Origin of the sequence: Bacillus sp. JJ1609, assembly GCF_036967045.1 — a bacterium.
GTDB lineage: Bacteria > Bacillota > Bacilli > Bacillales > Cytobacillaceae > Mesobacillus.
In genome coordinates, this window is record NZ_JBALSS010000030.1 from 4,980 (window position 1) to 31,789 (window position 26,810).

General features: G+C 42.8%; 23 protein-coding genes and 2 tRNA genes. 23 read left to right on the forward strand and 2 right to left on the reverse strand.

Annotated features, from left to right (window positions below; translation table 11 throughout):
- Positions 1 to 238: 238 nt before the first annotated feature.
- From spoVG to V7654_RS20155, 15 genes are all read left to right on the forward strand, one after another.
- The gene (gene spoVG, locus V7654_RS20085; RefSeq protein WP_071393072.1) at positions 239 to 529 is read left to right on the forward strand and encodes a septation regulator SpoVG; all 291 of its coding nucleotides are present in this window, start codon (positions 239 to 241) and stop codon (positions 527 to 529) included.
- Positions 530 to 756: 227 nt separating this feature from the next.
- Positions 757 to 2,130 carry a bifunctional UDP-N-acetylglucosamine diphosphorylase/glucosamine-1-phosphate N-acetyltransferase GlmU gene (gene glmU, locus V7654_RS20090; protein WP_335432592.1) on the forward strand — a complete coding sequence of 458 codons (1,374 nt, stop codon included), beginning with the start codon at positions 757 to 759 and terminating at the stop codon, positions 2,128 to 2,130.
- 16 nt (positions 2,131 to 2,146) lie between these two features.
- Positions 2,147 to 3,103 (forward strand): ribose-phosphate diphosphokinase, encoded by a 957-nt coding sequence (locus V7654_RS20095; protein WP_335432594.1) that lies wholly within the window; start codon positions 2,147 to 2,149, stop codon positions 3,101 to 3,103.
- 164 nt (positions 3,104 to 3,267) lie between these two features.
- A complete protein-coding gene (locus tag V7654_RS20100) occupies positions 3,268 to 3,897 on the forward strand; it encodes a 50S ribosomal protein L25/general stress protein Ctc (RefSeq protein WP_335432596.1) in 630 nt (209 codons plus the stop codon).
- 162 nt (positions 3,898 to 4,059) lie between these two features.
- On the forward strand, positions 4,060 to 4,620 hold the full coding sequence (pth, locus tag V7654_RS20105; RefSeq protein ID WP_335432597.1) for an aminoacyl-tRNA hydrolase: 561 nt from the start codon (positions 4,060 to 4,062) through the stop codon (positions 4,618 to 4,620).
- Positions 4,621 to 5,025: 405 nt separating this feature from the next.
- On the forward strand, positions 5,026 to 5,256 hold the full coding sequence (locus tag V7654_RS20110) for an anti-sigma-F factor Fin family protein (RefSeq protein WP_335432598.1): 231 nt from the start codon (positions 5,026 to 5,028) through the stop codon (positions 5,254 to 5,256).
- Between the two features lie 113 nt (positions 5,257 to 5,369).
- Positions 5,370 to 8,906 (forward strand): transcription-repair coupling factor, encoded by a 3,537-nt coding sequence (gene mfd, locus V7654_RS20115; protein ID WP_335432599.1) that lies wholly within the window; start codon positions 5,370 to 5,372, stop codon positions 8,904 to 8,906.
- Positions 8,907 to 9,175: 269 nt separating this feature from the next.
- The gene (gene spoVT, locus V7654_RS20120) at positions 9,176 to 9,712 is read left to right on the forward strand and encodes a stage V sporulation protein T (protein WP_335432600.1); all 537 of its coding nucleotides are present in this window, start codon (positions 9,176 to 9,178) and stop codon (positions 9,710 to 9,712) included.
- 198 nt (positions 9,713 to 9,910) lie between these two features.
- Positions 9,911 to 11,542 carry a putative polysaccharide biosynthesis protein gene (locus V7654_RS20125; protein WP_335432601.1) on the forward strand — a complete coding sequence of 544 codons (1,632 nt, stop codon included), beginning with the start codon at positions 9,911 to 9,913 and terminating at the stop codon, positions 11,540 to 11,542.
- Entirely contained in the window at positions 11,532 to 12,995 is a 1,464-nt protein-coding gene (gene mazG / locus V7654_RS20130; protein WP_335432602.1) for a nucleoside triphosphate pyrophosphohydrolase, read from the forward strand. Before V7654_RS20125 ends, mazG begins: the two co-directional genes overlap by 11 nt.
- 40 nt (positions 12,996 to 13,035) lie before the next feature.
- Entirely contained in the window at positions 13,036 to 13,308 is a 273-nt protein-coding gene (locus V7654_RS20135) for an RNA-binding S4 domain-containing protein (protein WP_207503233.1), read from the forward strand.
- A gap of 89 nt (positions 13,309 to 13,397) precedes the next feature.
- Positions 13,398 to 13,700, forward strand: coding sequence for a sporulation protein YabP (yabP, locus tag V7654_RS20140; RefSeq protein ID WP_214710346.1), 303 nt, complete (start codon positions 13,398 to 13,400; stop codon positions 13,698 to 13,700).
- Complete coding sequence (gene yabQ / locus V7654_RS20145; protein WP_335432603.1) at positions 13,697 to 14,329, forward strand: spore cortex biosynthesis protein YabQ; 633 nt, start codon at positions 13,697 to 13,699, stop codon at positions 14,327 to 14,329. The genes yabP and yabQ overlap by 4 nt, the downstream gene beginning before the upstream one ends.
- Before the next feature lie 21 nt (positions 14,330 to 14,350).
- The gene (locus tag V7654_RS20150) at positions 14,351 to 14,749 is read left to right on the forward strand and encodes an FtsB family cell division protein (protein ID WP_335432604.1); all 399 of its coding nucleotides are present in this window, start codon (positions 14,351 to 14,353) and stop codon (positions 14,747 to 14,749) included.
- 74 nt (positions 14,750 to 14,823) lie between these two features.
- Positions 14,824 to 15,279, forward strand: a complete 456-nt coding sequence (locus tag V7654_RS20155) for a S1 domain-containing RNA-binding protein (RefSeq protein WP_207503229.1) — start codon at positions 14,824 to 14,826, stop codon at positions 15,277 to 15,279.
- 355 nt (positions 15,280 to 15,634) lie between these two features.
- Here the strand turns inward: V7654_RS20155 and V7654_RS20160 are convergent.
- Both V7654_RS20160 and V7654_RS20165 read right to left on the reverse strand, forming a co-directional pair.
- Positions 15,635 to 15,706, reverse strand: a tRNA-Glu gene (locus V7654_RS20160).
- Between the two features lie 16 nt (positions 15,707 to 15,722).
- Positions 15,723 to 15,799: transfer RNA gene (locus V7654_RS20165), tRNA-Met, on the reverse strand.
- A 294-nt stretch (positions 15,800 to 16,093) separates the two neighbouring features.
- Between V7654_RS20165 and spoIIE the strand changes: the two genes are divergently transcribed.
- From spoIIE to hslO, 8 genes are all read left to right on the forward strand, one after another.
- Complete coding sequence (spoIIE, locus tag V7654_RS20170; RefSeq protein WP_335432605.1) at positions 16,094 to 18,568, forward strand: stage II sporulation protein E; 2,475 nt, start codon at positions 16,094 to 16,096, stop codon at positions 18,566 to 18,568.
- A gap of 93 nt (positions 18,569 to 18,661) precedes the next feature.
- Entirely contained in the window at positions 18,662 to 19,399 is a 738-nt protein-coding gene (locus V7654_RS20175; protein ID WP_335432606.1) for a vWA domain-containing protein, read from the forward strand.
- Positions 19,368 to 20,423: a protein kinase domain-containing protein gene (locus tag V7654_RS20180; RefSeq protein ID WP_335432607.1), complete on the forward strand. Its 1,056-nt coding sequence runs from the start codon at positions 19,368 to 19,370 to the stop codon at positions 20,421 to 20,423. Before V7654_RS20175 ends, V7654_RS20180 begins: the two co-directional genes overlap by 32 nt.
- A gap of 178 nt (positions 20,424 to 20,601) precedes the next feature.
- Positions 20,602 to 21,987, forward strand: coding sequence for a tRNA lysidine(34) synthetase TilS (gene tilS / locus V7654_RS20185; protein ID WP_335432608.1), 1,386 nt, complete (start codon positions 20,602 to 20,604; stop codon positions 21,985 to 21,987).
- A gap of 21 nt (positions 21,988 to 22,008) precedes the next feature.
- Complete coding sequence (hpt, locus tag V7654_RS20190; RefSeq protein WP_335432634.1) at positions 22,009 to 22,551, forward strand: hypoxanthine phosphoribosyltransferase; 543 nt, start codon at positions 22,009 to 22,011, stop codon at positions 22,549 to 22,551.
- Between the two features lie 132 nt (positions 22,552 to 22,683).
- Complete coding sequence (gene ftsH, locus V7654_RS20195; protein ID WP_335432610.1) at positions 22,684 to 24,654, forward strand: ATP-dependent zinc metalloprotease FtsH; 1,971 nt, start codon at positions 22,684 to 22,686, stop codon at positions 24,652 to 24,654.
- Positions 24,655 to 25,110: 456 nt separating this feature from the next.
- Complete coding sequence (locus V7654_RS20200) at positions 25,111 to 25,893, forward strand: type III pantothenate kinase (RefSeq protein WP_335432612.1); 783 nt, start codon at positions 25,111 to 25,113, stop codon at positions 25,891 to 25,893.
- 28 nt (positions 25,894 to 25,921) lie between these two features.
- Positions 25,922 to 26,800 (forward strand): Hsp33 family molecular chaperone HslO, encoded by an 879-nt coding sequence (gene hslO / locus V7654_RS20205; RefSeq protein WP_335432613.1) that lies wholly within the window; start codon positions 25,922 to 25,924, stop codon positions 26,798 to 26,800.
- The last annotated feature ends 10 nt before the right edge of the window (positions 26,801 to 26,810 follow it).

Genomic DNA, 26,810 nt, shown 5'->3' on the forward strand with positions numbered 1-26,810 from the left:
AAAGCGAAGCGCCTGGAACTAAAATCAACAGCCTTGTTAACAGAGCTGAAAATAAAAGGTCAATAGCCAAAAAAGCCTATTTTCACTCAAAAAAAGAGAGTGATAGGGCTTTCAATAAGAAAATGTTCATGGATTTGACCGATTTTTTAAAAAAATTTTCTGAATAAAGAAGGAGTTTTGAATTCGCTGTGGAATTATTTAACTAGAATTTTATCTATTTGTAAAGGTGGTGAACAGAATGGAAGTAACTGACGTAAGATTACGCCGCGTTAATACAGATGGACGGATGAGAGCAATCGCTTCCATCACGCTTGACAACGAGTTTGTTGTCCATGATATCAGGGTGATTGATGGAAACAACGGCCTATTTGTTGCAATGCCAAGTAAACGTACTCCTGATGGCGAGTTCCGTGATATCGCGCATCCGATCAATTCGGGCACACGCGGAAAGATTCAGGAAGCTGTATTGGCAGAATACCACCGTTTAGGTGAAGTAGAAGTTGAATTCGAAGAAGCTGGAGCTTCCTAGAAATATAACGCAAGACACCAAGAGCCTGCTGCATAAGTAGGGCTCTTTTTTATTTCCCCTCATTTGCTCCTCCATAAACCCATTTTTCAGCAGAATTAAACATTTTTTCAAAAAAACGACCCACCGTATAAATGACAAATAATTGTACTTGCTCTTCTATTCTTGAAATGCCCGGCTATTTAAGATATATTCGTAATGGATAAAAAGGTAAAATTGGAGGCCTGCTAATGTCTAATCGTTATGCAATCATTTTAGCGGCCGGTCAGGGTACGCGAATGAAGTCCAAGTTATATAAGGTACTTCACCCTGTATGCGGCAAGCCGATGGTTCAGCATGTTATTGACCAAGTGAAAAGTCTTAATATAAACGAAATCGTGACGATTGTCGGACACGGTGCTGAAAAAGTGAAAGAACAGCTTGGCGATGACAGCCAGTACGCACTTCAAGCTGAACAGCTTGGAACAGCCCATGCTGTCCTGCAGTCGGAAGCAATGCTTGCGGATAAAGAAGGCGTTACAATCGTTGTATGCGGCGATACACCACTGATCAAAGCTGAAACGATGGAAGCTCTTTTCAAACATCACGAAGAGACAAATGCGAAAGCAACCATTCTGACAGCGAGGGCGGAAGATCCAACTGGATATGGCCGCATTGTCAGAAATGGCGATGGTTTTGTTGAAAAAATAGTTGAGCATAAGGATGCGACTGAGCAGGAAAGAAGCATCGATGAAATCAACACAGGTACTTATTGCTTCGATAACAAGTTATTGTTCGAGACCATCCATAAGGTATCAAATGATAATGTCCAGGGAGAATACTATCTTCCAGATGTAATCGAAATTTTGAAGAACCAAGGCGAGATTGTTTCTGCTTATGTTACGGATAGCTTTGCTGAAACGCTGGGTGTCAACGATCGTGTTGCACTGGCAGAAGCGGAGCGCACAATGAAAAAGCGTATCAATGAGTTCCATATGCGCAACGGTGTTTCATTCATTGATCCTGATAACACGTATATCGGACCAGATGTGGAAATTGGCCGGGACACTGTCATTTATCCTGGGACAACGATATCTGGTAAAACAGTGGTCGGATCTGAATGCCAGCTTGGACCAAATAGTGAAATTAGCGACTGTGAAATTGGAAACAATACAGTTATTCGTCAGTCAGCGGCTTTCAACAGTAAAATTGGTTCAGAGGTCAACATTGGGCCATTTGCCCATATCAGGCCAGATTCCGATATACATGATGAAGTGAAAATCGGAAATTTTGTTGAGATTAAAAAAGCGGTATTCGGCCGTGGAAGCAAGGCTTCACACCTAAGCTATATTGGCGATGCTGAGGTTGGCGCGGATGTGAACATCGGCTGCGGATCGATTACGGTTAACTATGACGGCAAGAACAAATTCTTGACGAAGATCGAAGACGGCGTCTTCATTGGCTGCAATTCGAATCTTGTTGCACCAGTTACGATTGGAAAAGGCGCTTATGTGGCAGCCGGGTCAACAATCACCGAGGATGTTCCAGGTGAAGCACTTGCACTCGCACGTGCGCGTCAAGTCAACAAAGAAGATTATGTAGGGAAAATGAACGTAAAGAAATAAGTCTTGGAGGTCCACAATGTCAAACCAGTATCTAGACCCAAATTTAAAGGTTTTTTCACTTAATTCAAATGTTGAGCTTGCCGAGGAAATTGCTAAGGTAATTGGAGTAGAATTAGGAAAATGCTCCGTTTCCCAATTCAGCGATGGAGAAATCCAGATTAACATCGAAGAAAGTATCCGTGGCTGTGATGTATATGTCATCCAGTCTACAAGTTCACCTGTAAATGAAAACATCATGGAATTGCTGATCATGATTGATGCATTGAAGCGGGCTTCTGCTAAAACAATCAATATCGTTATGCCTTACTATGGCTATGCGCGCCAGGACCGTAAAGCACGTGCACGTGAACCAATCACTGCTAAGCTTGTGGCAAACCTGCTTGAAACAGCAGGCGCTACACGCGTCATTACGTTGGATCTTCACGCACCCCAAATTCAAGGGTTCTTCGATATTCCGATTGACCATTTAATGGGTGTGCCTATCCTTGCAGACCACTTCAAGAGCAAGGAATTGAATGGTGACATCGTAATTGTCTCTCCTGACCATGGCGGTGTAACACGTGCAAGAAAAATGGCGGAAAGACTGAAAGCGCCAATCGCAATTATCGATAAGCGCCGTCCTAAGCCGAATGTTGCAGAAGTTATGAACATCGTTGGTAATATCGAGGGTAAGGTAGCAATCCTGATTGACGATATCATTGATACAGCAGGAACAATTACACTGGCAGCCAATGCATTAGTGGAAAATGGCGCTCAGGAAGTTTATGCATGCTGTACACACCCTGTATTATCAGGACCTGCGATTGAACGAATCCAAAACTCCAAGATAAAAGAACTGGTTGTGACAAATACAATCGCTCTTCCAGAAGAAAAGCGCATTGAAAAAATCTATGAGTTATCTGTTGCTCCACTGATTGGAGAGGCGATTATTCGCGTCCATGAAGAGCAATCAGTAAGCACGCTGTTTGATTAATTTTATAAGGACTAAACAGGCTTGCCCCAGGGCAAGCCTAATCCTGTTTTTGCTGGTAAGCTTATGGTAAACGAAAGTTAAACGAAAGTTAAACGTTTAGACCTTCCTATTTTGGGGCATTTTTTATATAGACAAAACTTATTGAATAGGAAGGGGACAAAACCATGGGTGCAGTATTGAAAGCAACTGAACGCACAGGTTCTCAAGGTTCTAATCTAAGACGTTTACGCCAGGAGGGCAACATTCCGGCAGTCGTGTATGGAAGGAATTCAGAAAGCAAATCGATTTATATAAACAGCATTGAATTTCTTAAGACGATCAGGGAAAATGGGAAAAATGGCGTAATTTCACTTGATGTTGGCGGCAGCCAGCAGGATGTCATGCTGACGGATTACCAGCAAGACCATATCAAAAATGAGGTCCTCCATGCTGATTTCCTCGCAGTGGACAAGAGCTCTAAGGTAAATGCGAGTGTTCGAATCAATCTTGTCGGGGAAGCTGCAGGTGTGAAGGATGGCGGCGTCATGCAGCAGCCTGTGCATGAAGTGAACATTACTTCGACTCCTGGAAGCATTCCTCCATCCATAGATGTCGATGTGACCAATCTTCAGGTAGGTGAGAACCTGACACTTGCCGATATCAAAACAGGAAATTATGAAATAAACGATGATGAAAGCACAGTACTAGTTTCCATCCTTCCTCCGAAACAGGAAGAAGAAATTAATTCTGGAGAAGAACAAGAGCCAGGACAACCTGAAAATGAAGAAGGAAGAGAAACAGAAGCTAGCGAATAATAGTACAGTAGGTAATGGACGTAGCCTGAAGAGGTTACGTCTTTTACGGTTGTTAAAACAAAGTCGTCTAACCAAAGAGTATCTGGAGGAGGATGGGGCGTGCTTAATTTACGTTCTCTTTTTAGGCGGTTACGCTTTGCTGATAAGGGGTGTGAAACAACAATGAAATTGTTTGTGGGTTTAGGGAATCCAGGGAAACAATATGATAAAACAAGGCATAATATAGGGTTTGAAGTGATCGATGAGCTTTCGAAAAGGTGGAACATTCCATTAGATCAGGCAAAGCACAAAGGGATTTATGGAAAGGGTTTTGTTGGCGGTGAAAAGGTAATCCTCTTGAAGCCCCTTACTTATATGAATCTTTCTGGGGAATCCATCAGAGCTGTCATGGATTTTTATGACATAGATATTGACGATTTCGTCGTGATTTATGATGATCTTGATATGCCAACAGGCAGGATTCGCTTAAGGCAAAAAGGCAGCGCGGGCGGTCATAATGGAATTAAGTCGACAATTGCCCATACAGGAACGCAGGAATTCAACCGCATCAGAGTGGGCATCAGCCGCCCTCAGAACGGTATGGCGGTGACAGATTGGGTGCTCGGCCGTTTTACCAGTGAAGAGCAGGATCACATGCAAGAAGCCGTGATGAAATCGTCCGATGCATGTGAAGAATGGATGAAAAAGCCGTTTTTAGAAGTGATGAATACCTTTAATCGCTAGGTTTTTAGTAGGAATTCAAGCTGAATAGTGAATAACAATTATGCATAACAATCCATTTAGTAATATAATTTTGGTTGTGTTAAAGCTCAATGCTTATTTCTAGAACCTGTTGATTGGAGCGGAGGGCACTCGAATCCTGCGGGATTAGCGGCCAAGGTGAGACCCCGCAGGAGCAATGCGACGAGGAGGCTCACCTGACGCCCTAGGAAGAATTCGGTCTTTGAAAAAGTTGGCACTTGAGCTTTTTCATAATTCTTCCCCGCGGAAAGCGAGTGCCTGGAGCGGAAATCAACAGTTAAGGTTAACAGAGCCATAATTTTAAAAAAGAAACATACAATAGGCTAAGTGCATAAGTTCCTCGCAAAGGGTCAATAATGATAATGACTTAATTTGGGAGGGACGGGCATGGCTATACATTATCAATGCCGTCATTGCGGCACGAATATCGGCTCGCTGGACAGGATGTCTGTCCATAGCGAAAGCCTTGGCTTGCACAAGCTTACCGATGAAGAACGGCAGGAGATGGTTTCTTACGCAGGCAATGGCGACATCCATATAAAATCGATCTGTGAAGACTGTCAGGAAGCTTTGGACCGAAATCCAGACCTTCATCAACATGACTATTTAATTCACTGACAAGCTTTGGATTTCTCATCCAAAGCATTTTTCTGTTTATATATCAGGCAATGGAAAACTACTAATTGAGCAGAACGATAATGAATATTTTTAAAAGAGAGGGAGAGGTTTGGATGCAGGGGCTGAAAGCTCTATTTAGTCATCAGGATGATGTCCAATCGGTTATTTCCGGTATGGACGCGGGGCTGAGGGAACAGCTTGTCGCCGGACTGTCCGGTTCGGCAAGGACGGTCTTTTTAGCGGCAATATACGAACAGACAAAACGCCCCGTCCTGGTTGTGACGCATAATCTATTACAGGCACAAAAATTATATGATGATCTTGTTAATTTAGTAGGGGAAGACGAAGTCTATCTTTATCCGGCAAATGAATTGATTGCCGCGGAAATCAGTATTTCCAGCCCGGAGCTGAAAGCACAGCGGATAGAGGCTTTGAATCATTGGAGCAAAAAGAAATCAGGTATGGTCATCGTTCCAATGGCGGGCTTAAGAAAAGTATTGCCGCCAAAACAATTATGGGCAAAGTTCCAGATGACATTTAAACTCGGGGAAGAAATCGACCTTGGTGATGTACTCAATCGGTTTGTAAGCATGGGCTACACAAGAGCAGGAATGGTATCAGCTCCGGGTGAGTTCAGTGTCAGGGGTGGAATCATTGATATTTACCCGCTGACTTCCACTGACCCAATCAGGATTGAGCTGTTTGATGCGGAGGTTGATTCAATCCGGACGTTTTCACTCGAGGATCAGCGTTCAAAGGAAAAAATGAAATCGGTTTTAATTGGACCGGCGACAGAAATCCCACTGGAAAATGAACAGCTGGACCGACTAGTCACAGGTCTTGAAGCTGGGCTTTCAAACAGTCTGAAAAAGCTGAAGGATGATAAAGCAAAGACACTTATGGCACAGAACATCGGCTACGAACTTGAGCAGCTAAGAAATGGGCAGAAGCCAGATCAAGTATTCAAGTACTTATCGGTCGCTTATGAAAAGCCTCAAAGTTTAATAGATTACTTGCCATCAGGCGGCTTTCTGTTTGTTGATGAAATAAGCAGGGTCCAGGAAATGAATGAATCGCTGAACAAGGAGGAAGCGGAATGGTATACGAGCCTTCTTGGAGAAGGACAGATCATCCATGATCTTAAGATTTCACACCATCTTCCTGAACTGCTGAGTAAATCGGCGAATCCGATTGTTTATTTATCCTTGTTTTTAAGGCATGTTCCAAACACAAGCCCGCAAAATATCATTAACATCTCGTGCAAACCGATGCAAAGCTTCCACGGGCAAATGCATGTACTGAAGGGTGAAATTGATCGCTGGCGGAAAGGGAATTATGCGGTGATCTTTCTTGGCCCGGATGAAGAGAGAGTCAAAAAGCTTGAGCGGGTGCTCGAGGATTATGAAATAGATGCAGTAAGGGCTAGCAGCAAGCAGGATATACTGCCGGGGAAAGTCCAGATTATCCAGGGCAGCCTGAATACAGGCTTTGAGTTCCCAATCCAGAAGATCGCTTTGATTACTGAAGAGGAGCTTTTTAATAAAAAGACCAAAAAAGCTCCAAGGCGGCAAAAGCTTTCGAATGCAGAGCGGATTAAAAGCTACTCTGAATTGAAGGTTGGCGATTATGTTGTCCATGTGAATCATGGAATCGGGAAGTATTTGGGTATTGAAACGCTCGTCATCAATGGGGTGCATAAGGATTATCTCCATATCCGCTACCATGGAACAGATAAATTATATGTGCCTGTCGAGCAAATTGATCTTGTACAGAAATATGTAGGATCTGAAGGGAAAGAGCCGAAGATCTACAAACTGGGCGGAAGCGACTGGAAACGGGTCAAGAGCAAGGTTCAGTCCTCAGTCCAGGATATTGCAGACGATCTCATCAAGCTATACGCGGAGCGAGAGTCGAGCGTTGGCCATGCGTTCTCTCCAGACGGTGAAATGCAGCGTGATTTCGAATCTTCCTTCCCATATCAGGAGACAGAGGATCAAATCCGTTCCATCCATGAAATCAAGCTTGATATGGAGCGTGAACGGCCGATGGACCGCCTGCTATGCGGTGATGTTGGATACGGTAAAACAGAAGTCGCGATCAGAGCGGCCTTCAAGGCAATTGCCGATGGCAAGCAGGTAGCCCTCCTTGTACCAACAACGATCCTGGCACAGCAGCATTATGAAACGCTAAGAGAGAGGTTTCAGGACTTCCCGATTAACATCGGTTTGCTGAGCAGGTTCAGGTCAAGGAAGCAGCAGACTGAAACCATAAAGGGACTCAAAGCAGGAAGCGTCGATATTGTTGTCGGAACGCACCGTTTGTTATCAAAGGAAATCACTTACAGAGATCTTGGTCTTTTGATTATCGATGAAGAGCAGCGCTTTGGGGTAACTCATAAAGAAAAAATCAAGCAGCTTAAAACAAATGTAGATGTACTGACATTGACTGCGACACCAATTCCAAGGACGCTGCATATGTCCATGCTAGGGGTCAGGGATTTATCCGTCATCGAGACACCGCCTGAAAATCGATTCCCTGTCCAGACGTATGTGATGGAATACAATGGAGGACTTGTACGCGAAGCGATAGAACGTGAACTTGCGAGGGACGGACAAGTATATTTCCTTTATAACCGGGTTGAGGACATTGAGCGGAAAGCTGAAGAAATTTCCATGCTTGTGCCCGATGCGCGCGTTACCTTTGCGCACGGAAGAATGTCGGAAAATGAGCTTGAATCCGTCATGCTTGGATTCCTGGAAGGTGAATTTGATGTGCTGGTGAGCACGACGATCATCGAAACGGGCGTTGATATTCCTAACGTGAATACGCTGCTTGTCTATGATGCAGATAAAATGGGCTTATCGCAGCTTTATCAGCTTAGAGGAAGGGTTGGACGTTCCAACAGGGTTGCCTACGCCTATTTTACCTACCGAAAAGACAAGGTGCTAACCGAAGTTGCCGAAAAACGCCTTCAGGCGATTAAAGAGTTCACTGAACTAGGGTCAGGATTCAAAATCGCGATGCGAGACTTATCGATTCGAGGAGCGGGAAATCTGCTTGGAGCTCAGCAGCATGGCTTTATCGACTCAGTCGGTTTCGATTTGTATTCGCAAATGCTTAAGGAAGCAATTGAAGAACGTAAACCGGAGAAGGAGCAAGTCCGCAGGCCTTCCATCGAGATCGATCTTGAGCTGGATGCCTATATCCCTGACAGCTACATTTCTGATGGCCATCAAAAAATCGAAATGTATAAACGTTTTCGCGGAATCGATACTCTGAAGGATATTGAAGAATTAAAAGAAGAAATCATTGACCGGTATGGCGATTACCCTGGAGAGGTAGAAGCTTTGTTCAAGGTTGCCGAATTAAAGGTGTATGCAATTACTGCCGGTGTAGAATCGATAAAACAAGTTAAGCAGGATGTAAATATACTTTTATCAGAAGAAGGAAGCAGCAGGATTGATGGACAGAAAGTCTTTAAAGTCAGCAGCCAATACCGGAATGCTGTAGGGCTCGGAATGGAAGGCAAAAAGCTTAAGATGGTCATCCATACGAAAGTCATCAAAAACGATCGCTGGTTTGATATTACTTTTGAAATGGTGAAGGGATTGCACGACTCCCAAAAAGAACAAGAAAATTCGGTATCGTAATCACTTGGAAATACTTTGTAACGAAAATGTAAAACTGGAAAGTGTTTCAAAAAAGTGAGACAAGGGTAATTTTTGTTTGTACGCTTTAAACAGCTGGAAGGTTTATCCGTTTTTGGCATCTTTATCACTTCAGAGAAAATATTTTTAGAAGTGTATAGAACTTTCCATATGAAAGATACTAAGTTCAAACTTGGTAAGGATGATTAATAAAGGTTTAAATTGTCATTACCAAACAAAATAATCATCAGATGAAAGTGAGGCAACGTTGGATGAAAGCAACTGGTATTGTTCGTCGAATCGATGATTTAGGTCGTGTCGTCATTCCCAAAGAAATAAGAAGAACGCTGCGTATTCGTGAAGGAGATCCACTTGAAATTTTCGTGGACCGCGATGGTGAAGTCATTTTAAAGAAATATTCTCCAATCAGCGAGTTAAGCGATTTTGCAAAGGAATATGCAGAAGCGCTATATGACAGCTTAGGCAATCCGATACTAATCTGCGATCGCGATACGTATATTGCATTAGCCGGAGGTTCTAAGAAGGACTACTTGAATAAAAGCATCAGTGAACTTGTCGAAAAGACGATGGAAGACCGCAATTCCACTTTAGTAAACCAGCAAGCAAACATTTCGCTTGTTGAGGGCATTGAAGAACCTGTTTCGTCCTATACAATTGGACCAATCATTGCAAACGGTGATCCTATCGGAGCCGTTATCATTTTCGCTAAAGAAGGCTCATTAGGAGATGTTGAGCAAAAAGCAGTTGAGACAGCTGCTGGCTTCCTTGCGAGACAGATGGAGTCATAATCTTGATTCTGAAAAATCATGTTTAACCGAAATTTTATCATTCATAAAAGGGCAGCTGCCGAGGCTGCCCCTTTTCATGTTGCGCGCGCTTGGCATAGGGAGAGGTTACTCCATGACTCGGTTGATATAGGCTATATAGAGTCCTAAAAACCTTATGATATAATACTTGGTGAAACTGGAATTGGAAGGAGATGGGCGATGAAGCCCGTTACGGATTCAAAAGATTTGGTTAAGGGAGCCATGATTTTGACTTTGGCGGCCCTGGTTACAAAGATATTAAGCGCGATATACCGTGTCCCATTCCAAAATATCGTTGGGGATATAGGTTTTTATATTTATCAGCAAGTCTATCCTTTTTATGGGATTGTCATGGTTTTATCTACATATGGTTTTCCGGTTGTCATTTCCAAGCTGTATACCGAGCAGCAGGCAAGAGGGAATAGCGGCCGGGCTGACAGGATGCTGGCGATATCGTTATTATTCTTAGGACTTGTAGGACTGCTGCTGTTTTCAATTTTTTACTTTGGTTCTGACTGGATTGCTGAAAAAATCGGTGATTCTGAGCTCAGTCTGTTGTTTAAGGTTGTATCAGTCCCATTCCTGATTTTCCCGATTACATCCGTATACCGGGGTTATTTCCAGGGCAAGGGCAATATGGTGCCAACCGCTGTTTCTCAAGTGTCTGAACAATTGATTCGTGTTGCAACGATCCTGATTCTATCCGCGTTATTCATACAGCAGGGATACTCCTTATATTTTGCCGGAGCTGGTGCAGTATTCGGCTCGGTTACCGGGGGTTTGATCTCAGTTGCTGTTCTAAGCTACTTCTATCTAAAAAATAGAACGGTTAATCCATTTAGACACTATAAGGCAAAGACACTTTTTGCGGATGCGGCATGGGTTGTAAAAGCTCTGGTTGTACAGGGTTTTGCCATCAGCATTAGTGGCATGCTGTTAATATTGTTCCAGCTTGCAGATTCACTGAATATGTATACAGCTCTATTGGAAACGGGTTTGGCAGGTGACGAGGCGAAATCGGCAAAAGGAATCTTTGACAGGGGACAGCCCTTGATCCAGCTTGGAACGGTTGTGGCAACCTCTATGTCCTTGAGTCTTGTTCCGGCGATTTCAGGCGAAAAATCAAGAAATCGTACAGATGTGATCCTGCAGAAAATAAGGCTGGCTCTCCAGACCAGCCTGCTCTTCGGTGCGGGTGCGGCTGCAGGTTTATACAGCATCATCGTTCCTGCAAACATCATGCTCTTTGAGAATGCCGATGGCTCAAATGTCCTTGGAGCGCTGAGTTTAATGATTCTGTTAGGATCAGTGATTTTAACAATCACTAGTATTCTTCAAGGGCTTAATAAAACAATATTCCCAGCATTCGTCATTCTGGCTGGCTTTGGTTTGAAATACGGCTTGAACCTTATTTTTATTCCAAGAGAAGGTGCGATGGGAGCAGCGTACGCTACTTTATTGGCCATGCTGATTATTTTGGTTGTTCTTGTGGCCCGGTTGAGGGTTGAATTGGGGAAGCCGGTTTTGTCTCTTAGATTTATGGCGAAAATTCTTTTTTCCTCAGCTGTTATGAGTATTTTTCTCTATTTTTATTTGCAAATAACCGATTTTCTTTATCGCTATGTTGAACCTGACAGGCTCGCTGCCATTATACAGGCATTGAGCGCAGTGGCGTTTGGTGCCATTGTCTATTTAATTGTTTTAATCAAAACGAAGGCTTTAAATGAAGAGGAATTATTGACCTTGCCGTTTGGCAGCAGGCTTGTTCAGCTATTTTTAAATAAGACAGGAGGCAGCAGAAATGACAAATAAGATTTCCATTATAGGGCTTGGCGCTGGTGACTTAGATCAGCTCCCCCTTGGAGTATATAAAAGATTAAAGCAGGAGAAAAATCTCTTTTTGCGGACAAAGGAACACCCGGTAGTAGAGGAGCTTGAGCAGGAAGGATTGCAATTTCAATCTTTTGATTCAATCTACGAGAAACACGACCAGTTTGCAGATGTGTATGAGGAAATTACCGAAACTTTGCTTGCTGAAGCGAAAAAAGAGCCAGTGACCTATGCTGTGCCGGGACATCCCCTGATTGCAGAGCGGACTGTTCAGCTTTTACTAGAGAGAGGGCCGGAAAGAAATACTGAAATCGAGATTGGCGGCGGACAGAGCTTCCTTGATGCCATGTTCCAGGCGCTGGCAATTGATCCGATTGAAGGATTCCAGCTGCTTGACGGTACAGAGCTGTCAAAGGAATCACTGCTGCTGAAAAGCCATACGATCATTGGACAGGTCTATGATTCTTTTGTAGCATCAGAGGTCAAGCTAACCCTGATGGAAAAATTGCCGGATGAATATGAAGTTTATATTGTTACAGCTGCAGGAAGCAAGGACGAAGTGATCAGGAAAGTTCCATTATATGAATTGGACAGGGAAATGGAATTGAGCAATTTAACCTCTGTTTATCTACCACCTGTAGACGAGGAACAGATTTTATACAAGGATTTTTCAAAGCTCCGTGGAATTATATCAATATTGAGGGGGCCGAACGGCTGTCCATGGGATAAGAAGCAGACCCATCAGTCTCTTAAAAAATATTTGATTGAAGAGGCCTATGAATTGATCGAGGCAATTGATAACGATGATATTGACCATATGATCGAAGAGCTCGGTGATGTGCTGCTGCAGGTCATGCTTCATGCCCAGATCGGCGAAGATGAAGGCTACTTCACCATCGATGATGTAATTGAGGGGGTATCTGCCAAAATGGTTCGCAGGCATCCTCACGTTTTTGGCGACAAAACGGCTGAAAATGAAGAGGAAGTCATGAAAAATTGGCAGGAGATTAAGGAACAGGAAAAGGGCGGTGCTGTAAAATCACTGCTTGAGGGTGCAGGAAAAGGTCTGCCAAATCTGCTGAAAGCCTATGAACTGCAGAAGGAAGCAGCCAAGGTAGGCTTTGACTGGAAAACAGCTGCGCCAATCCTTGATAAGGTGAAAGAAGAAATCGATGAGCTGTCAGCGGAAATCACGAAAAAGGGTCAGCAGGAGGATATCCAGCTGGAGTACGGAGACCTGCTGTTCGCGCTTGTCAATTTTGCGAGGCATTATGACATGAATCCAGAAGAGGCTCTATTCAAGGCGAACCAAAAGTTCATGCGCAGATTTGCCTATATCGAGCAAAGAACCGCAGAAAACGGAAAGTCAGTAGACAGCTATTCTCTTGAAGAACTTGATTCCTTTTGGAATGAAGCAAAGAAACAAGGTTTGTAAAGGTAAATTGAACCAATAACAAAAAAGGGGTTTAGATACTATGAGGTTGGATAAATTTTTAAAAGTGTCAAGATTGATTAAAAGAAGAACATTGGCGAAGGAAGTATCTGATCAGGGAAGGATTTCCGTTAATGGTGTCCCTGCCAAGGCCAGCACGAATGTAAAAGCGGGCGATGAGCTGGCAATCCGCTTTGGACAAAAGGTCGTTTCTGTAAGGATCGACCGCATCCAGGAAACATCCCGCAAGGATGAAGCCGCTGAGATGTACACGATGCTGGGCGAAGAAAGAATTCCGGGTGACGACGAAGAGTAAATCGGCAATCCCCTGAAGGCTTGTTCTATTATCTCTCTCTAAATCATAAACATGTACAAAAGTGCATTATGCGATTGTGAGGGGTAATGATGAGCCAATATTATGAAACGAACCAGACAAAAAGCAATTTACCAGACCATGATTTAGTCATGAGAGGCAGGCGGACACTGGAGATTACAGGAGTAAAGCAAGTAGAAAGCTTCGATAATGAAGAGTTTTTATTAGAAACTGTAATGGGATTCTTGGCGATTAAAGGCCAGAACCTCCAGATGAAGAACCTGGATGTCGACAAGGGAATTGTTTCGATCAAAGGAAAAATCTTTGACCTGGTCTATCTGGATGACCAGCATGGGGAGAAAGCTAAAGGCTTCTTTAGCAAGTTATTCCGATGACGCTGTCTACCCAATTTTTGACGATGCTCGCCATGATTGGGATGGGCAGCTTATTCGGAGCTTCACTTGATACGCATAACCGTTTTTTAAAAAGGTCAAAGCGTAAGTCATGGATCGTATTTATCAATGACATTCTTTTTTGGCTATTCCAGGGCTTGTCCATTTTTTATATTTTATTTTCCGTGAATATGGGAGAATTGCGCTTTTATATTTTTCTTGCTCTATTATGTGGATTTGCAGCGTACCAGAGCCTGTTTAAAAAGATCTATCTGAAGGTGCTAGAACGGGCTATCTCAATCACAATCAGTGTTTATGTGTTTTTTGTGAAGGCAATCAGATTGTTGATCATACGGCCTCTGCAGTTTCTGGCCGCCACCGTTTTATCGCTGCTGATCCTTTCGGGAAGAGGCCTTTATGCTCTTGTAAAATGGCTTCTTGCCATTTTATTATGGGTGTTGAAACTCCTTTGGAAGCCGATTCAGCTACTTTTCTTACTTTTTTGGAAACTTTTGCCGAAAAAGATTAAAAAAAGCGTCGAGAAGTTATATAATAAATTGGCAGGATTTCTACTCCTAGTAAAGAATTACTCTTTATTGCCGATAAAATGGTTGAAGAAAATTAAAAAATAAATGTAAGGGGGACTGCGGGGAATGAGTGTCATCAGGAAACGGAATATATCTAAGATTGAAAACCAGTATGTGCAGCAGCGTGAAATAGCAGGGATTGCGGAAAGCAGGAAGCGAAAGCTGCTATTCAGGCGCCTCGCGGTCTTTGCCCTTTTCGCATCAGTTATTTCTTATTTAATGATCTCGACTTTCATTTCACAGTCTGCCTCACTTGAAAATAAGAAGGCAGACAAAGAAAAGCTTGAGCAGAAATTGGCAAGCCTGGAAAAGAAGCAAGAGATTCTTGATGAAGAAATAGTAAAGCTTAATGACGATGAATACATAGCTAAGCTGGCTCGCAAAGAATATTTCTTATCGGAAAAAAATGAAATTATCTTCAACCTTCCTAAAGATAAAAAGGACTCCCAAGATTCGCCTTATTGACACTCTTTTTTTATATTCTGTATAATATATAGTAAGTTTGATTTTTTATATCTTTAAGGAGGCAAAACTTTTTTATGTCAATCGAAGTAGGCAGCAAGCTACAGGGTAAAGTAACAGGTATTACAAATTTCGGGGCGTTTGTGGAACTGCCAGGCGGCTCAACTGGACTCGTCCATATCAGTGAGGTTGCTGACAATTATGTCAAGGACATCAATGACCACCTCAAAGTGGGCGACCAGGTTGAAGTGAAAGTCATCAATGTTGAAAAAGACGGCAAAATTGGTTTATCTATTAAGAAGGCAGTAGACAGGCCAGAAAGACCTGAAAGACCTGCAAGACCAGAAAGATCTGAATCAAGGCCGTACACACAACGTCCGCGTGGTGGAAGACCAAACGACAATCGGAACGCCCGTCCTGAAAATTTCGAAACAAAAATGGCGAAATTTTTGAAGGACAGTGAAGACCGTCTGTCTACTCTGAAACGTGCAACTGAATCTAAGCGCGGTGGAAGAGGAGCTAGAAGAGGTTAACTTGCTGCTAAGTGAACATATATAAATAGCAGGTAATTGCTATATCAAGACAAGTCTTTCGGGGCTTGTCTTTTTTATTTTTCAGCGTTGCATTATTGCTATTCGGAATATAATGAAAAACTCCGGAATAAACTGGGTGTTTTTCGGAATAAATTATAAAATTCCGGAATATCTGATGAGGAATCCGGAATAAAATAAATTTTTTCGGAATATCTTACTTTGATTTTAGAGATACGGTACTCTGGCAGGCTGATTTTATAGTAACTGATTCACGTCGAAAGAATATGCTCATCAACATGCTCGGTTAATACAAAAAACTCGCTCCTTATAAAAGGAACGAGTTTTTTATGTTAGATGACCCCTACGGGATTCGAACCCGTGTTACCGCCGTGAAAGGGCGGTGTCTTAACCGCTTGACCAAGGGGCCATATAATAAAAAAAATTGGTAGCGGCGGAGGGGATCGAACCCCCGACCTTACGGGTATGAACCGTACGCTCTAGCCAGCTGAGCTACACCGCCATGGTATTGTGTTTTGAGGCACAAGAAATATAATACATAGATATTAAAATAGTGTCAATGGATTTTTAAAAGAAAAGCAGAAATTCTTATCAGGAAAATATTAGGGCAATGTGCTTGTGTGTATGGTCATAGTAGACCGTTGGTAGGAAGATAACGAGTTTATTCGAGGAAATGCATTGTTTACGGTGAAATGCGTCGAACGAAACTTTGATGCTTGTCCTTGTTTTTGACAAACTTCTGTTTTGCTCCCTTTTATAATAATCTGCAACGATATAAAAACGGGGAGTGTATTGAATGCAAAAGGTAGAAAGGAACATGATGGAACCGATCAGTGAAGTTCATCTCGAGGAATCACGATTCAGGTTTGCGAAAGGCATGGCGAAGCTGCAATCCAAAATCGAAAACCTTTTTCTGAAAAAAGGCTATATATTTTTATTACTTGGATTTTTGCTTGGCAGAGCCTTGATACTTGCACAGTTAACCCCTTTTAGCCTTCCATTTTTTGCGGCCGTTTATTTAATCCGGAAGGACCGTGCGCCAATCGCGTTGTTTGGTCTTGTGGCCGGTGCGGCGACATTATCACTCGGTGATGCGGTTTTTACTTTTAGTTCGGTATTCTTATTTTTGCTGATTTACCGATTGACGAAAAAATGGATCAAGAACGATTTGAAGGTTTTGCCTTTATATATATTTTCTACTATTTTGATAGGCAAAATGTTAAAAGCTCTTATTTTGTCCGGACATATTACTATTTATGAAGGGATGATGGCTGGAGTCGAAGCAGGCTTGAGTCTTGTATTGACTTTCATCTTCCTGCAAAGCATTCCTTTAATGACAATCAGCAAACGGAAACAATCATTAAAAACAGAAGAAATCGTTTGTTTGATCATTATGCTGGCCTCAGTTATGACGGGAACGATTGGCTGGACGGTTTATGATTTGTCAGTAGAACACGTTATGTCCCGCTATTTGGTCCTGATCTTCTCATTTGTTGCCGGGGCAACGGTTGGATCTACGGTAGGAGTAGTGACCGGATTAATTTTCAGCCTTGCAAACGTTTCGAGTTTTTACCATATGAGCCTGTTAGCTTTCTCAGGATTGCTAGGCGGTCTGTTAAAAGAAGGGAAAAAACCTGGTGTGGCTTTGGGATTATTTATAGCCACACTGCTGATTGGCATGTATGGCGAAGGTGGCGGTGCTCTTAGCAAAACAGTGATGGAATCAGCTGCGGCCGTCCTATTGTTTTTACTAACTCCCCAATCACTAACTTCCAAAATAGCAAAATACATCCCGGGCACTCCGGAGTACTCAGCAGAGCAGCAACAATACATGAGAAAGATGAGAGATGTGACAGCGCAGCGGGTCGTGCAGTTTTCGAATGTATTTGAAGCACTTTCTAAAAGCTTCTCAAACCTGCAGGTACAGGATGAAACGACTGAGACAGACCGCGATATGGATTATTTCTTAAGCAATGTCACGGAAAAAACATGCCAGACCTGCTTTAAGAAAGACCATTGCTGGACAAGGAACTTTAATACAACCTATGACTATATGAGTGAAATTATGCAGGAAATGGATCAAAATCAAGGAGCTGTCCCGCAAAAACTTTCTCGTGAATGGGACAAGCACTGTACGCGTTCGAAAAAGGTAATGGAAATCATGCAGCAGCAGCTGACCTATTACCAGGCAAACAGGAAGCTTAAGAAGCAGGTGCAGGAGAGCAGGCGTCTGGTGGCTGACCAATTGTTAGGAGTATCAGAGGTAATGGGTGATTTCGCAAAGGAAATCCAGCGTGAGCGTGAAAATCATTCCAAACAGGAGGAGCAAATTCTTGAAGCACTTCAGGAATTTGGCATCCATATCGAGCATGTTGAAATCTACAGCCTTGAACAGGGGAATGTCGATATCGACATGACCATACCGTATTGCCAGGGGCATGGAGAATGCGAAAAACTGATTGCGCCGATGCTGTCCGATATCCTTAAGGAAAATATCGTAGTCAATTCAGAAGAGTGCTCGACTTTTCCAAACGGTTTTTGCCATGTGACATTCCGCTCAGCTAAAGCTTATACCGTTTTAACAGGTGTGGCGCATGCAGCAAAGGATGGCGACCTCGTATCTGGTGACAGTTATTCGACTATAGAACTTAGCGGCGGAAAATATGCCATCGCGATCAGTGATGGAATGGGCAATGGTGAAAGAGCGCATTCTGAGAGCAGAGACACGTTGCTTTTGCTCCAGCAAATCCTTCAATCCGGAATTGAGGAGAAGGTGGCAATAAAATCAGTAAATTCGATTTTAGCACTTAGAACGACAGATGAAATTTTTTCTACTCTTGACCTTGTGATGGTCGATTTACAAAATGCATCGGCACGGTTTTTAAAAATAGGCTCAACACCAAGCTTCATAAAGCGAGGCGGTAAAATCATGAAAGTCCAGGCCAGCAATCTGCCAATGGGCATCCTGCAGGAGTTTGAGGTGGACGTAGTCGGTGAGCAGCTGAAGGCTGGGGATTTGTTGATTATGATGAGCGATGGCGTTTTTGAAGGTCCAAAGCATGTCGAGAATTATGATCTTTGGATGAAACGGAAAATAAATGAACTCCAGACGGATGACCCGCAGGCAATCGCTGATCTGATCATGGAGGAAGTAATTCGGTCCCGCGAAGGCTCGATTGAGGACGACATGACGGTAGTTGTAGCAAAAATCGATCACAATATTCCTAAATGGGCATCGATTCCGATGTCGAATTATCAAAAAAGGGCATAACGGTTATTTTGAGTATTAACCCTCTCTTTTATGTATATTTCCTTCTCGCTTCGTCGACAATGGTAACAAATTTATCTATGAGAGGGGATTATCATGAAGACAGGTACAATCAGGCAAATATTGCTCATAACTGATGGTTGTTCAAACCAGGGGGAAGATCCAATCGCGATGTCTGCTCTGGCAAAGGAACAGGGGATTACCGTTAACGTGATTGGTGTAATGGAGCAGGATGTTATAGATGACCAGGGCATGAAAGAAATAGAAGGAATTGCGCTTTCCGGAGGTGGAGTCAGCCAAATCGTATACGCGCAACAACTTTCACAGACTGTGCAGATGGTGACAAGAAAAGCGATGACACAGACCCTTCAAGGAGTCGTGAACAAGGAACTTCAGCAAATATTAGGCGGGGGAAGAACGGTCGAAGACCTGCCGCCTGAAAAACGTGGAGAAGTCATGGAGGTTGTTGATGAGTTAGGAGAGACTGTCGAGCTGGAAGTGTTGATTCTTGTCGATACGAGCGCGAGCATGAAGCACAAGCTGCCGACAGTAAAAGAGGCTTTGCTGGACTTGAGTTTAAGTCTTAATGCAAGATCTGGAGACAATCGTTTTTCCGTATTTGTATTTCCCGGGAAAAGAAATGATGTCGAAAAATTGCTGGATTGGACTCCCAAGCTAGAATCGCTGACCAGCATATTTGCCAAGCTGACTACTGGGGGAATAACACCTACAGGACCAGCCCTTCGTGAAGCACTTTCATACTTCAATCAAAAACGATCTTTAAGGAGCCTTCTGTCCCGTGATGATGAATCCTTCTTTGAAGAATCTGTGTAAAGTCATTCCCGGAACGATCATCCAGGGAAAATGGCATCACAATCGATATACCATAATAAAGGAACTTGGTTTTGGAGCGAATGGGATTGTCTATCTTGCAAGGCACAACAATACACAAGTAGCACTGAAAATGAGTGACAACGGAATGTCGATAACATCAGAGGTCAATGTGTTAAAATCTTTTGCCAAGGTCCAGGGATCTGCCCTCGGGCCTTCTTTGCTGGATGTAGATGATTGGGAGCGGCCTGGGAAGCTGGTCAGCTTCTATATCATGGAGTTTATCAAGGGGCCTGATTTCCTTACATTCCTGCAGCAGAAGGGACCTGACTGGAAAGAAGTAATGATCCTGCAGCTGTTGGCGGACCTGCAGATCTTGCATGAAAATGGCTGGGTGTTTGGAGACTTGAAGCCAGATAATTTGATCGTTACTGGACCGCCAGCAAGAATTCGCTGTATCGATGTGGGAGGAACCACATTGCAAGGGCGTTCTATCAAAGAGTTCACCGAATTTTTCGATAGAGGGTACTGGGGATTAGGAAGCCGGAAGGCGGATCCGGGCTATGACCTTTTCGCCGTAGGGATGATCATGGTCAATACCGCTTACCCGAAAAGGTTTAACAAAACAACTGGTGGATTGAACGAAATCATAGGTAAGGTAAAGCAAAGCCCTAACCTGAAGTTGTATGAAAATGTAATAGCTAACGCATTGACGGGCAAATACCAATCAGCAAGGCAGATGAGAGAAGAGATTTTAAAACTCAGGCAGCCGAAAGCTGATTCCAGAAGCAGTCGTTATCAGCAAAAGACATCTGCAACAAACCAGGGTCACCCCCAGACAAAAACAAGTACGCAAAAAAGTCAGCATTTGAACACTAATGTTCCTCCTGTGAACGCAACAGTAGTTCAGCAAACACGGAAAGGCTATAACAAGAAAAAGAAGAAATCTTCAGCATTAGAAACACTGACAATTATCATCATTATTTCTGTCCTGTATTTTATTTATATTTATAGCCAGATTACATAGATTTTTTGAAACCTTTCGCAGTTCTGTTCGTAGATAAGGAATAGTTTCCTTTCTATGCGCTTTAGTTTTTGATAATAAAGGTGTAAAAGTGTTAAGCTGAAAAAGTCAATTAGAAGATTAATGGGTTGCCGGCATGGGTATAGACATAAACCGGCGATACCTGTAAGGAAGTACTGAAATGATTGAATCAAAGGTTAATGCTTTTCTGGAAAGGCATAATTTTCAGCTGCATAATAAAGCGATTGCTGTAGGGATTTCCGGTGGGCCTGACTCACTCGCTCTGCTTCATTATTTGTGGACGCAGCGCGTAAAATGTTCTTTAAAAATTGTTGCGGTCCATGTTGACCATATGTTCCGCGGGGATGAATCCTATCAGGATGCCCTATTTGTAAAGGACTTTTGTGAGGAACACGGAATTTCCTTTGAAATGAAAAGGGTGGATGTTCCTGCATTTATGCAGAAGACCGGAATGAGCTCCCAGCAGGCAGCCCGCGAATGCCGCTATCGATTTTTCGAGGAAGTGATGGAAAAGCATCATCTACAATATCTTGCATTGGGACACCATGGAGATGACCAGGTTGAAACAGTGCTGATGAGACTGACACGGGGCAGTTCCGGAAAAGCCCGGGCTGGAATTCCATTTTCGCGTGAATTTGGCAGAGTGCAGATTTTCCGTCCTTTTCTCTGTTTAACAAAAGAGGAGCTTGAAGAGTATTGTACGATGAATGATCTGGAGCCGAGAATCGATCCGAGCAACGCAAAGGAATATTACAGCAGGAACCGTTTCAGAAAAAGTGTTTTGCCATTTTTAAAGGAAGAAAATCCGGCTGTACACGAGCACTTTCAGCGTTTTAGTGAAGAATTGCAGATGGATGAAGATTATCTTGTTGAATTAACAAAGGAAAAATTGAATAAAGTAATGAAGAAAGAGGACAGTGGAATAACAATTAATATTAGTTTATTTGAGCAAATGCCAATGCCTTTACAAAGAAGAGGGATTAAACTAATATTAAATTATCTCTACAAAGATCGACCTGCTTCTCTTTCCGCTATACATATTGAAAAAATTTTTTCAATAATTCGTAATCCCCATCCATCAGGAACACTAGATTTCCCCAGCGGTTTAAGAATCATACGATCGTATGGAAATTGCCACTTTCATTTGAATCCACCTGAGAGGCATAATTTTTGTTTCGAATTATTTGAAACAGATAATGTGATATTGCCGAGTGGTGATAGGATCGAGGCCAAATTGCTGAATGATGTTACGGGCATAGATGCTTCCATGAATTGTTTTATCATTGACATGGAGCAATCCGGCTTTCCGTTGATCATTCGAAACAGGCAAAATGGCGACCGGATGACATTGAAAGGGATGTCGGGTTCAAAGAAGGTAAAGGATATTTTTATCGATTTGAAAATTCCTTTGGCTCAAAGAGATGAATGGCCGGTTGTGACAGATCGCGAAGGCAGGATTCTTTGGCTTCCGGGCCTGAAAAAATCCAGCCATGAAGCAAGTGGAAAAGGAAACACGTTATTACTATTAACTTATATAAAGCAATGATATCTTCCAGGGGGCACAATAATCATGAAAAATGATATTGAAAAAGTACTTTTTACAGAAGAAGAAATTCAGGAACAAACGAAACAGCTGGCGGCTCAGTTAACTGAGGAATATAAAGACCGCTTCCCGCTGGCAATCGGCGTCCTTAAAGGGGCAATGCCTTTTATGGGTGATTTGCTGAAGCGAATCGATGCGTATCTTGAAATGGATTTCATGGACGTATCAAGCTATGGCAACTCAACTGTATCATCTGGTGAGGTTAAAATCCTAAAGGATTTGGATACATCAGTTGAAGGAAGAGACATCCTTATTATCGAAGACATCATCGACAGTGGTTTGACGCTAAGTTACCTAGTTGAACTTTTCCGATACCGCAAGGCGAAGACAATCAAGATTGTCACTCTTTTAGATAAACCAACAGGAAGAAAAGCTGATATTCAGGCAGATTATGTTGGATTCATCGTACCTGATGAGTTTGTAGTCGGATATGGCCTTGATTATGCTGAGAAATACCGCAACCTGCCATACATCGGAGTATTAAAGCCGGAAGTCTATACAAAATAAACGGTTAGAAGGCTTGCTGAGAAAAAGATGTTTTTGAAACAACCAAATATTCTGAATGTCAATTTCTTGTATTAGCAATATTTACTATGATACTATTTAATATAGTTTGTCTACCGTGGGAGGAGGTAAGGGATGAATCGGATCTTCCGTAATACCATCTTTTATTTATTGATATTTTTAGTCATTATTGGGGTAGTAAGTTTCTTTAATGGAAACAACGAACCAACTGAACAAATCACTTACGATAAATTCATGCAGCAGCTTGAAGCAGGTAATGTTGAAGGTGACCTATCATTACAGCCTGAACGAGGTGTGTATGAGGTAAAAGGCCAGCTAAAGGGCCAAAAAGAAGGTCAAGGTTTCATCACGTATGTATGGAACAATCCGGAAACCCTAAACCGCATTGAGCAAGCAGCTGCTGACGCAGATGTGGAAATTATGCCAGCCAAGGAAACAAGTGGATGGGTAACATTCTTTACATCGATTATTCCTTTCATCATCATTTTTATCCTGTTCTTCTTCTTATTGAACCAGGCACAGGGTGGCGGAAGCCGAGTGATGAACTTTGGAAAAAGCAAAGCCAAACTTTACAATGAAGAGAAGAAGAAAGTCCGCTTTAAAGATGTTGCGGGCGCAGATGAAGAGAAACAAGAGCTTGTCGAGGTTGTTGAGTTCCTGAAAGACCCTCGTAAATTCGCTGAACTTGGAGCGCGCATACCAAAAGGTGTTCTTTTGGTCGGACCTCCGGGTACAGGTAAGACATTGCTTGCACGTGCTGTTGCAGGGGAAGCAGGAGTACCATTCTTCTCCATCAGTGGTTCCGACTTTGTTGAAATGTTCGTCGGTGTCGGTGCATCACGTGTACGTGATTTATTTGAAACAGCTAAAAAGAATGCTCCATGTATCATATTCATAGATGAAATCGATGCTGTAGGCCGCCAGCGTGGCGCTGGTCTTGGCGGAGGGCACGATGAGCGCGAACAGACGCTTAACCAGCTTCTTGTTGAAATGGACGGTTTCGGTGCAAATGAAGGAATCATCATTGTCGCCGCTACGAACCGCCCTGACATTCTGGATCCGGCGTTACTGCGTCCAGGACGTTTTGACCGCCAGATTACAGTTGACCGCCCGGATGTAACCGGCCGTGAAGCTGTCCTGAAGGTCCATGCAAGAAACAAGCCGCTTGATGAGTCAGTAAACCTTAAGAGTATTGCTGCAAGAACTCCTGGTTTCTCTGGAGCGGACCTTGAAAACTTATTAAATGAAGCTGCACTTGTTGCAGCCCGCAGAAACAAAAAGAAAATCGACATGCTTGATCTTGACGAAGCGACTGACCGTGTCATCGCAGGTCCTGCTAAGAAGAGCCGTGTCATTTCCAAAAAAGAAAGAAATATTGTTGCCTTCCATGAAGCTGGCCACACAGTCATCGGGGTTGTCCTTGATGAAGCTGAAATGGTCCATAAGGTAACGATTGTTCCTCGAGGACAGGCGGGCGGCTACGCTGTCATGCTTCCTAAAGAAGACCGTTACTTCATGACAAAGCCTGAGCTTATGGATAAAATCACTGGATTACTTGGTGGACGTGTTGCTGAAGAAATCGTCTTTGGTGAAGTCAGCACTGGTGCACACAATGACTTCCAGCGTGCAACGGGCATCGCAAGAAAAATGGTGACTGAATTTGGTATGAGCGATAAGCTTGGACCAATGCAGTTTGGTCAGGCACAGGGTCAGGTTTTCCTTGGCCGTGACTTGAATAATGATCAAAACTATTCTGATGCGATTGCATACGAAATCGACCTTGAGATTCAGAGCATCATTAAAGGATGTTATGAAAGAGCGAAAAACCTTCTTACAGAGCATCGCGACAAACTCGATTTGATTGCGAACACATTGTTAGAGATTGAAACTCTGGATGCAGACCAAATCAAGAACTTGGTTGATCACGGACGTCTTCCTGACCGCAATGTCAGCATTGCAAAGGACGATATGAAAGTGACAATCAACACGAAAAAAGATGAAATGCCTGCAATCGAAGAGACAGACAAGAACATTGACTCAGTCATCGAAGATCCAAAGGCCATCGACGAAGAACGAAAAGAATAGCTTTCCTGAAACAGGTGCTCTTTACGGAGTGCCTGTTTTTTTATTTAAACGCAGCCTGAAAATAAGTGATTCACCAATAGATCAGATTTAATAGACTAGATAACACTAGTTATTCTTATATCTTATTGTGCAATCTAAAAGATTGTTGTTATTAAAATAGATTTTCAAACAAATCGTTGACGAAGAAGTTGACTGGAACGGAAGGTGTGAGACTCATGCGGGAGCAGCGGGACAGGTGAGACCCCGCAGAAGCGAAGCGCCGAGGAGGCTCACCGCCCGCCCCGCGGAAAGCGAGCATCCTGGAGTGGAAGTCAACACTACTCTAATAGTAACAATAATTACGAAAACAGCCTTGATTAAAAAGGTAAGTTTACTTTATTTAGTTGTTTTTTGTTGATTATGTTATGATATTTTCAGTATGGATTCAGATAAACTATTAATAAGTTGGTGAATAGCTTGATTTTTGTTTTTGATGTCGGAAATACAAATATCGTGTTAGGTGTATATGATCAGGAAGAGTTAAAACACCATTGGAGAATAGAGACGAACCGCCACAGAACCGAAGATGAATTTGGCATGATCGTCAAAAATCTTTTCGACCATGTTCAGCTTTCTTTTTCAGATATAGATGGGATTATCATTTCTTCAGTTGTTCCGCCAATCATGTTCTCGCTTGAGAGAATGTGCCAAAAGTACTTCCATATCAAGCCTTTAGTTGTCGGCCCTGGCATTAAAACAGGTCTCGACATAAAATATGAAAACCCGCGTGAAGTGGGAGCTGACCGGATTGTCAATGCTGTTGCAGCCATCCATGAATATGGAAGCCCGCTGATTATTGTTGATTTCGGCACAGCGACAACTTACTGTTACATCAATGAACATAATCAATATATGGGCGGTGCGATTGCTCCTGGTATCGGCATTTCTACAGAGGCGCTATATTCGAGAGCCGCAAAGCTGCCGCGAATTGAAATCAGCAGACCTGAGGATGTCATCGGCAAAAACACAGTTTCAGCGATGCAAGCAGGCATTCTCTATGGATATGTTGGTCAGGTAGAGGGAATAGTTAAACGGATGAAAGACAAAAGTGCAGTCCCGCCTAAAGTAGTCGCTACGGGTGGCCTGGCGAACCTGATTGCCCAGGAATCAAATGTAATTGAAATTGTGGATCCATTTTTAACATTAAAGGGACTGCAGCTTATTTATAAACGCAATATGGAAAACTCAAAAAACATTTAAAAGTATACAGCATGAAGGGAGTAGAAAAATGAGCGATTATTTAGTAAAGGCTCTTGCTTTTGACGGGCAAATTAGAGCATATGCAGTGAAAAGCACGGAGACAGTTGGGGAGGCACAGCGCCGCCATTATACATGGCCTGTGGCCTCAGCGGCTCTTGGACGTACGATGACTGCGGGTCTCATGATGGGTGCAATGCTCAAGGGTGATGATAAATTAACAATTAAGATTGCAGGTGGAGGACCTCTGGGACCGATCCTTGTTGATAGTAATGCACGAGGAGAAGTTAGAGGGTATGTAACAAATCCACATGTCCACTTTGATTTGAATGAGCATGGAAAGCTTGATGTAAGAAGAGGTGTTGGCACAGACGGTACACTCTCAGTTGTAAAAGATATTGGAATGCGTGATTATTTTACTGGGCAAGTGCCTTTGGTTTCGGGTGAGTTAGGAGAGGATTTCACTTATTATTTCGTGACATCTGAACAAGTACCTTCTTCCGTTGGTGTAGGAGTTCTAGTTAATCCTGACAATACTATTAAAGCGGCTGGCGGGTTTATCATTCAATTGATGCCTGGGACAAAAGATGAGACCATTACGTACATCGAAAACAGATTAAAGGAAATTCCTCCAGTTTCTAAATTGATTGATAAAGGATTGTCCCCTGAAGAATTGCTAGAAGAACTATTAGGAAAAGAAAACGTTAAGGTGCTTGAAACATCGCCGGTGTCATTTGAGTGCAACTGCTCTAAAGAGCGTTTCCATAATGCGTTGATCAGTCTTGGATCTGAAGAACTCAAAGACATGATTGAAACAGACGGACAGGCGGAAGCGCACTGCCATTTCTGCAATGAAAAATACCTATTTACTAAAGAAGAATTGGAAGAGATGGAGAAAGAAGCAAAATAAGCAAGTTCTG

Excerpts from the sequence above, each read along its gene's own strand:
- V7654_RS20180 (WP_335432607.1), top strand. The coding sequence starts at position 19,368 with ATGATGAATCCTTCTTTGAAGAATCTGTGTAAAGTCATTCCCGGAACG.
- hslO (WP_335432613.1), top strand. The coding sequence starts at position 25,922 with ATGAGCGATTATTTAGTAAAGGCTCTTGCTTTTGACGGGCAAATTAGA.
- V7654_RS20155 (WP_207503229.1), top strand. The coding sequence starts at position 14,824 with ATGTCAATCGAAGTAGGCAGCAAGCTACAGGGTAAAGTAACAGGTATT.
- glmU (WP_335432592.1), top strand. The coding sequence starts at position 757 with ATGTCTAATCGTTATGCAATCATTTTAGCGGCCGGTCAGGGTACGCGA.
- V7654_RS20110 (WP_335432598.1), top strand. The coding sequence starts at position 5,026 with ATGGCTATACATTATCAATGCCGTCATTGCGGCACGAATATCGGCTCG.
- pth (WP_335432597.1), top strand. The coding sequence starts at position 4,060 with ATGAAATTGTTTGTGGGTTTAGGGAATCCAGGGAAACAATATGATAAA.
- spoVT (WP_335432600.1), top strand. The coding sequence starts at position 9,176 with ATGAAAGCAACTGGTATTGTTCGTCGAATCGATGATTTAGGTCGTGTC.
- V7654_RS20150 (WP_335432604.1), top strand. The coding sequence starts at position 14,351 with ATGAGTGTCATCAGGAAACGGAATATATCTAAGATTGAAAACCAGTAT.
- V7654_RS20095 (WP_335432594.1), top strand. The coding sequence starts at position 2,147 with ATGTCAAACCAGTATCTAGACCCAAATTTAAAGGTTTTTTCACTTAAT.
- tilS (WP_335432608.1), top strand. The coding sequence starts at position 20,602 with ATGATTGAATCAAAGGTTAATGCTTTTCTGGAAAGGCATAATTTTCAG.
- ftsH (WP_335432610.1), top strand. The coding sequence starts at position 22,684 with ATGAATCGGATCTTCCGTAATACCATCTTTTATTTATTGATATTTTTA.
- V7654_RS20125 (WP_335432601.1), top strand. The coding sequence starts at position 9,911 with ATGAAGCCCGTTACGGATTCAAAAGATTTGGTTAAGGGAGCCATGATT.
- V7654_RS20135 (WP_207503233.1), top strand. The coding sequence starts at position 13,036 with ATGAGGTTGGATAAATTTTTAAAAGTGTCAAGATTGATTAAAAGAAGA.
- spoVG (WP_071393072.1), top strand. The coding sequence starts at position 239 with ATGGAAGTAACTGACGTAAGATTACGCCGCGTTAATACAGATGGACGG.
- yabP (WP_214710346.1), top strand. The coding sequence starts at position 13,398 with ATGAGCCAATATTATGAAACGAACCAGACAAAAAGCAATTTACCAGAC.
- mfd (WP_335432599.1), top strand. The coding sequence starts at position 5,370 with ATGCAGGGGCTGAAAGCTCTATTTAGTCATCAGGATGATGTCCAATCG.
- yabQ (WP_335432603.1), top strand. The coding sequence starts at position 13,697 with ATGACGCTGTCTACCCAATTTTTGACGATGCTCGCCATGATTGGGATG.
- V7654_RS20175 (WP_335432606.1), top strand. The coding sequence starts at position 18,662 with ATGAAGACAGGTACAATCAGGCAAATATTGCTCATAACTGATGGTTGT.
- V7654_RS20100 (WP_335432596.1), top strand. The coding sequence starts at position 3,268 with ATGGGTGCAGTATTGAAAGCAACTGAACGCACAGGTTCTCAAGGTTCT.
- spoIIE (WP_335432605.1), top strand. The coding sequence starts at position 16,094 with ATGCAAAAGGTAGAAAGGAACATGATGGAACCGATCAGTGAAGTTCAT.
- mazG (WP_335432602.1), top strand. The coding sequence starts at position 11,532 with ATGACAAATAAGATTTCCATTATAGGGCTTGGCGCTGGTGACTTAGAT.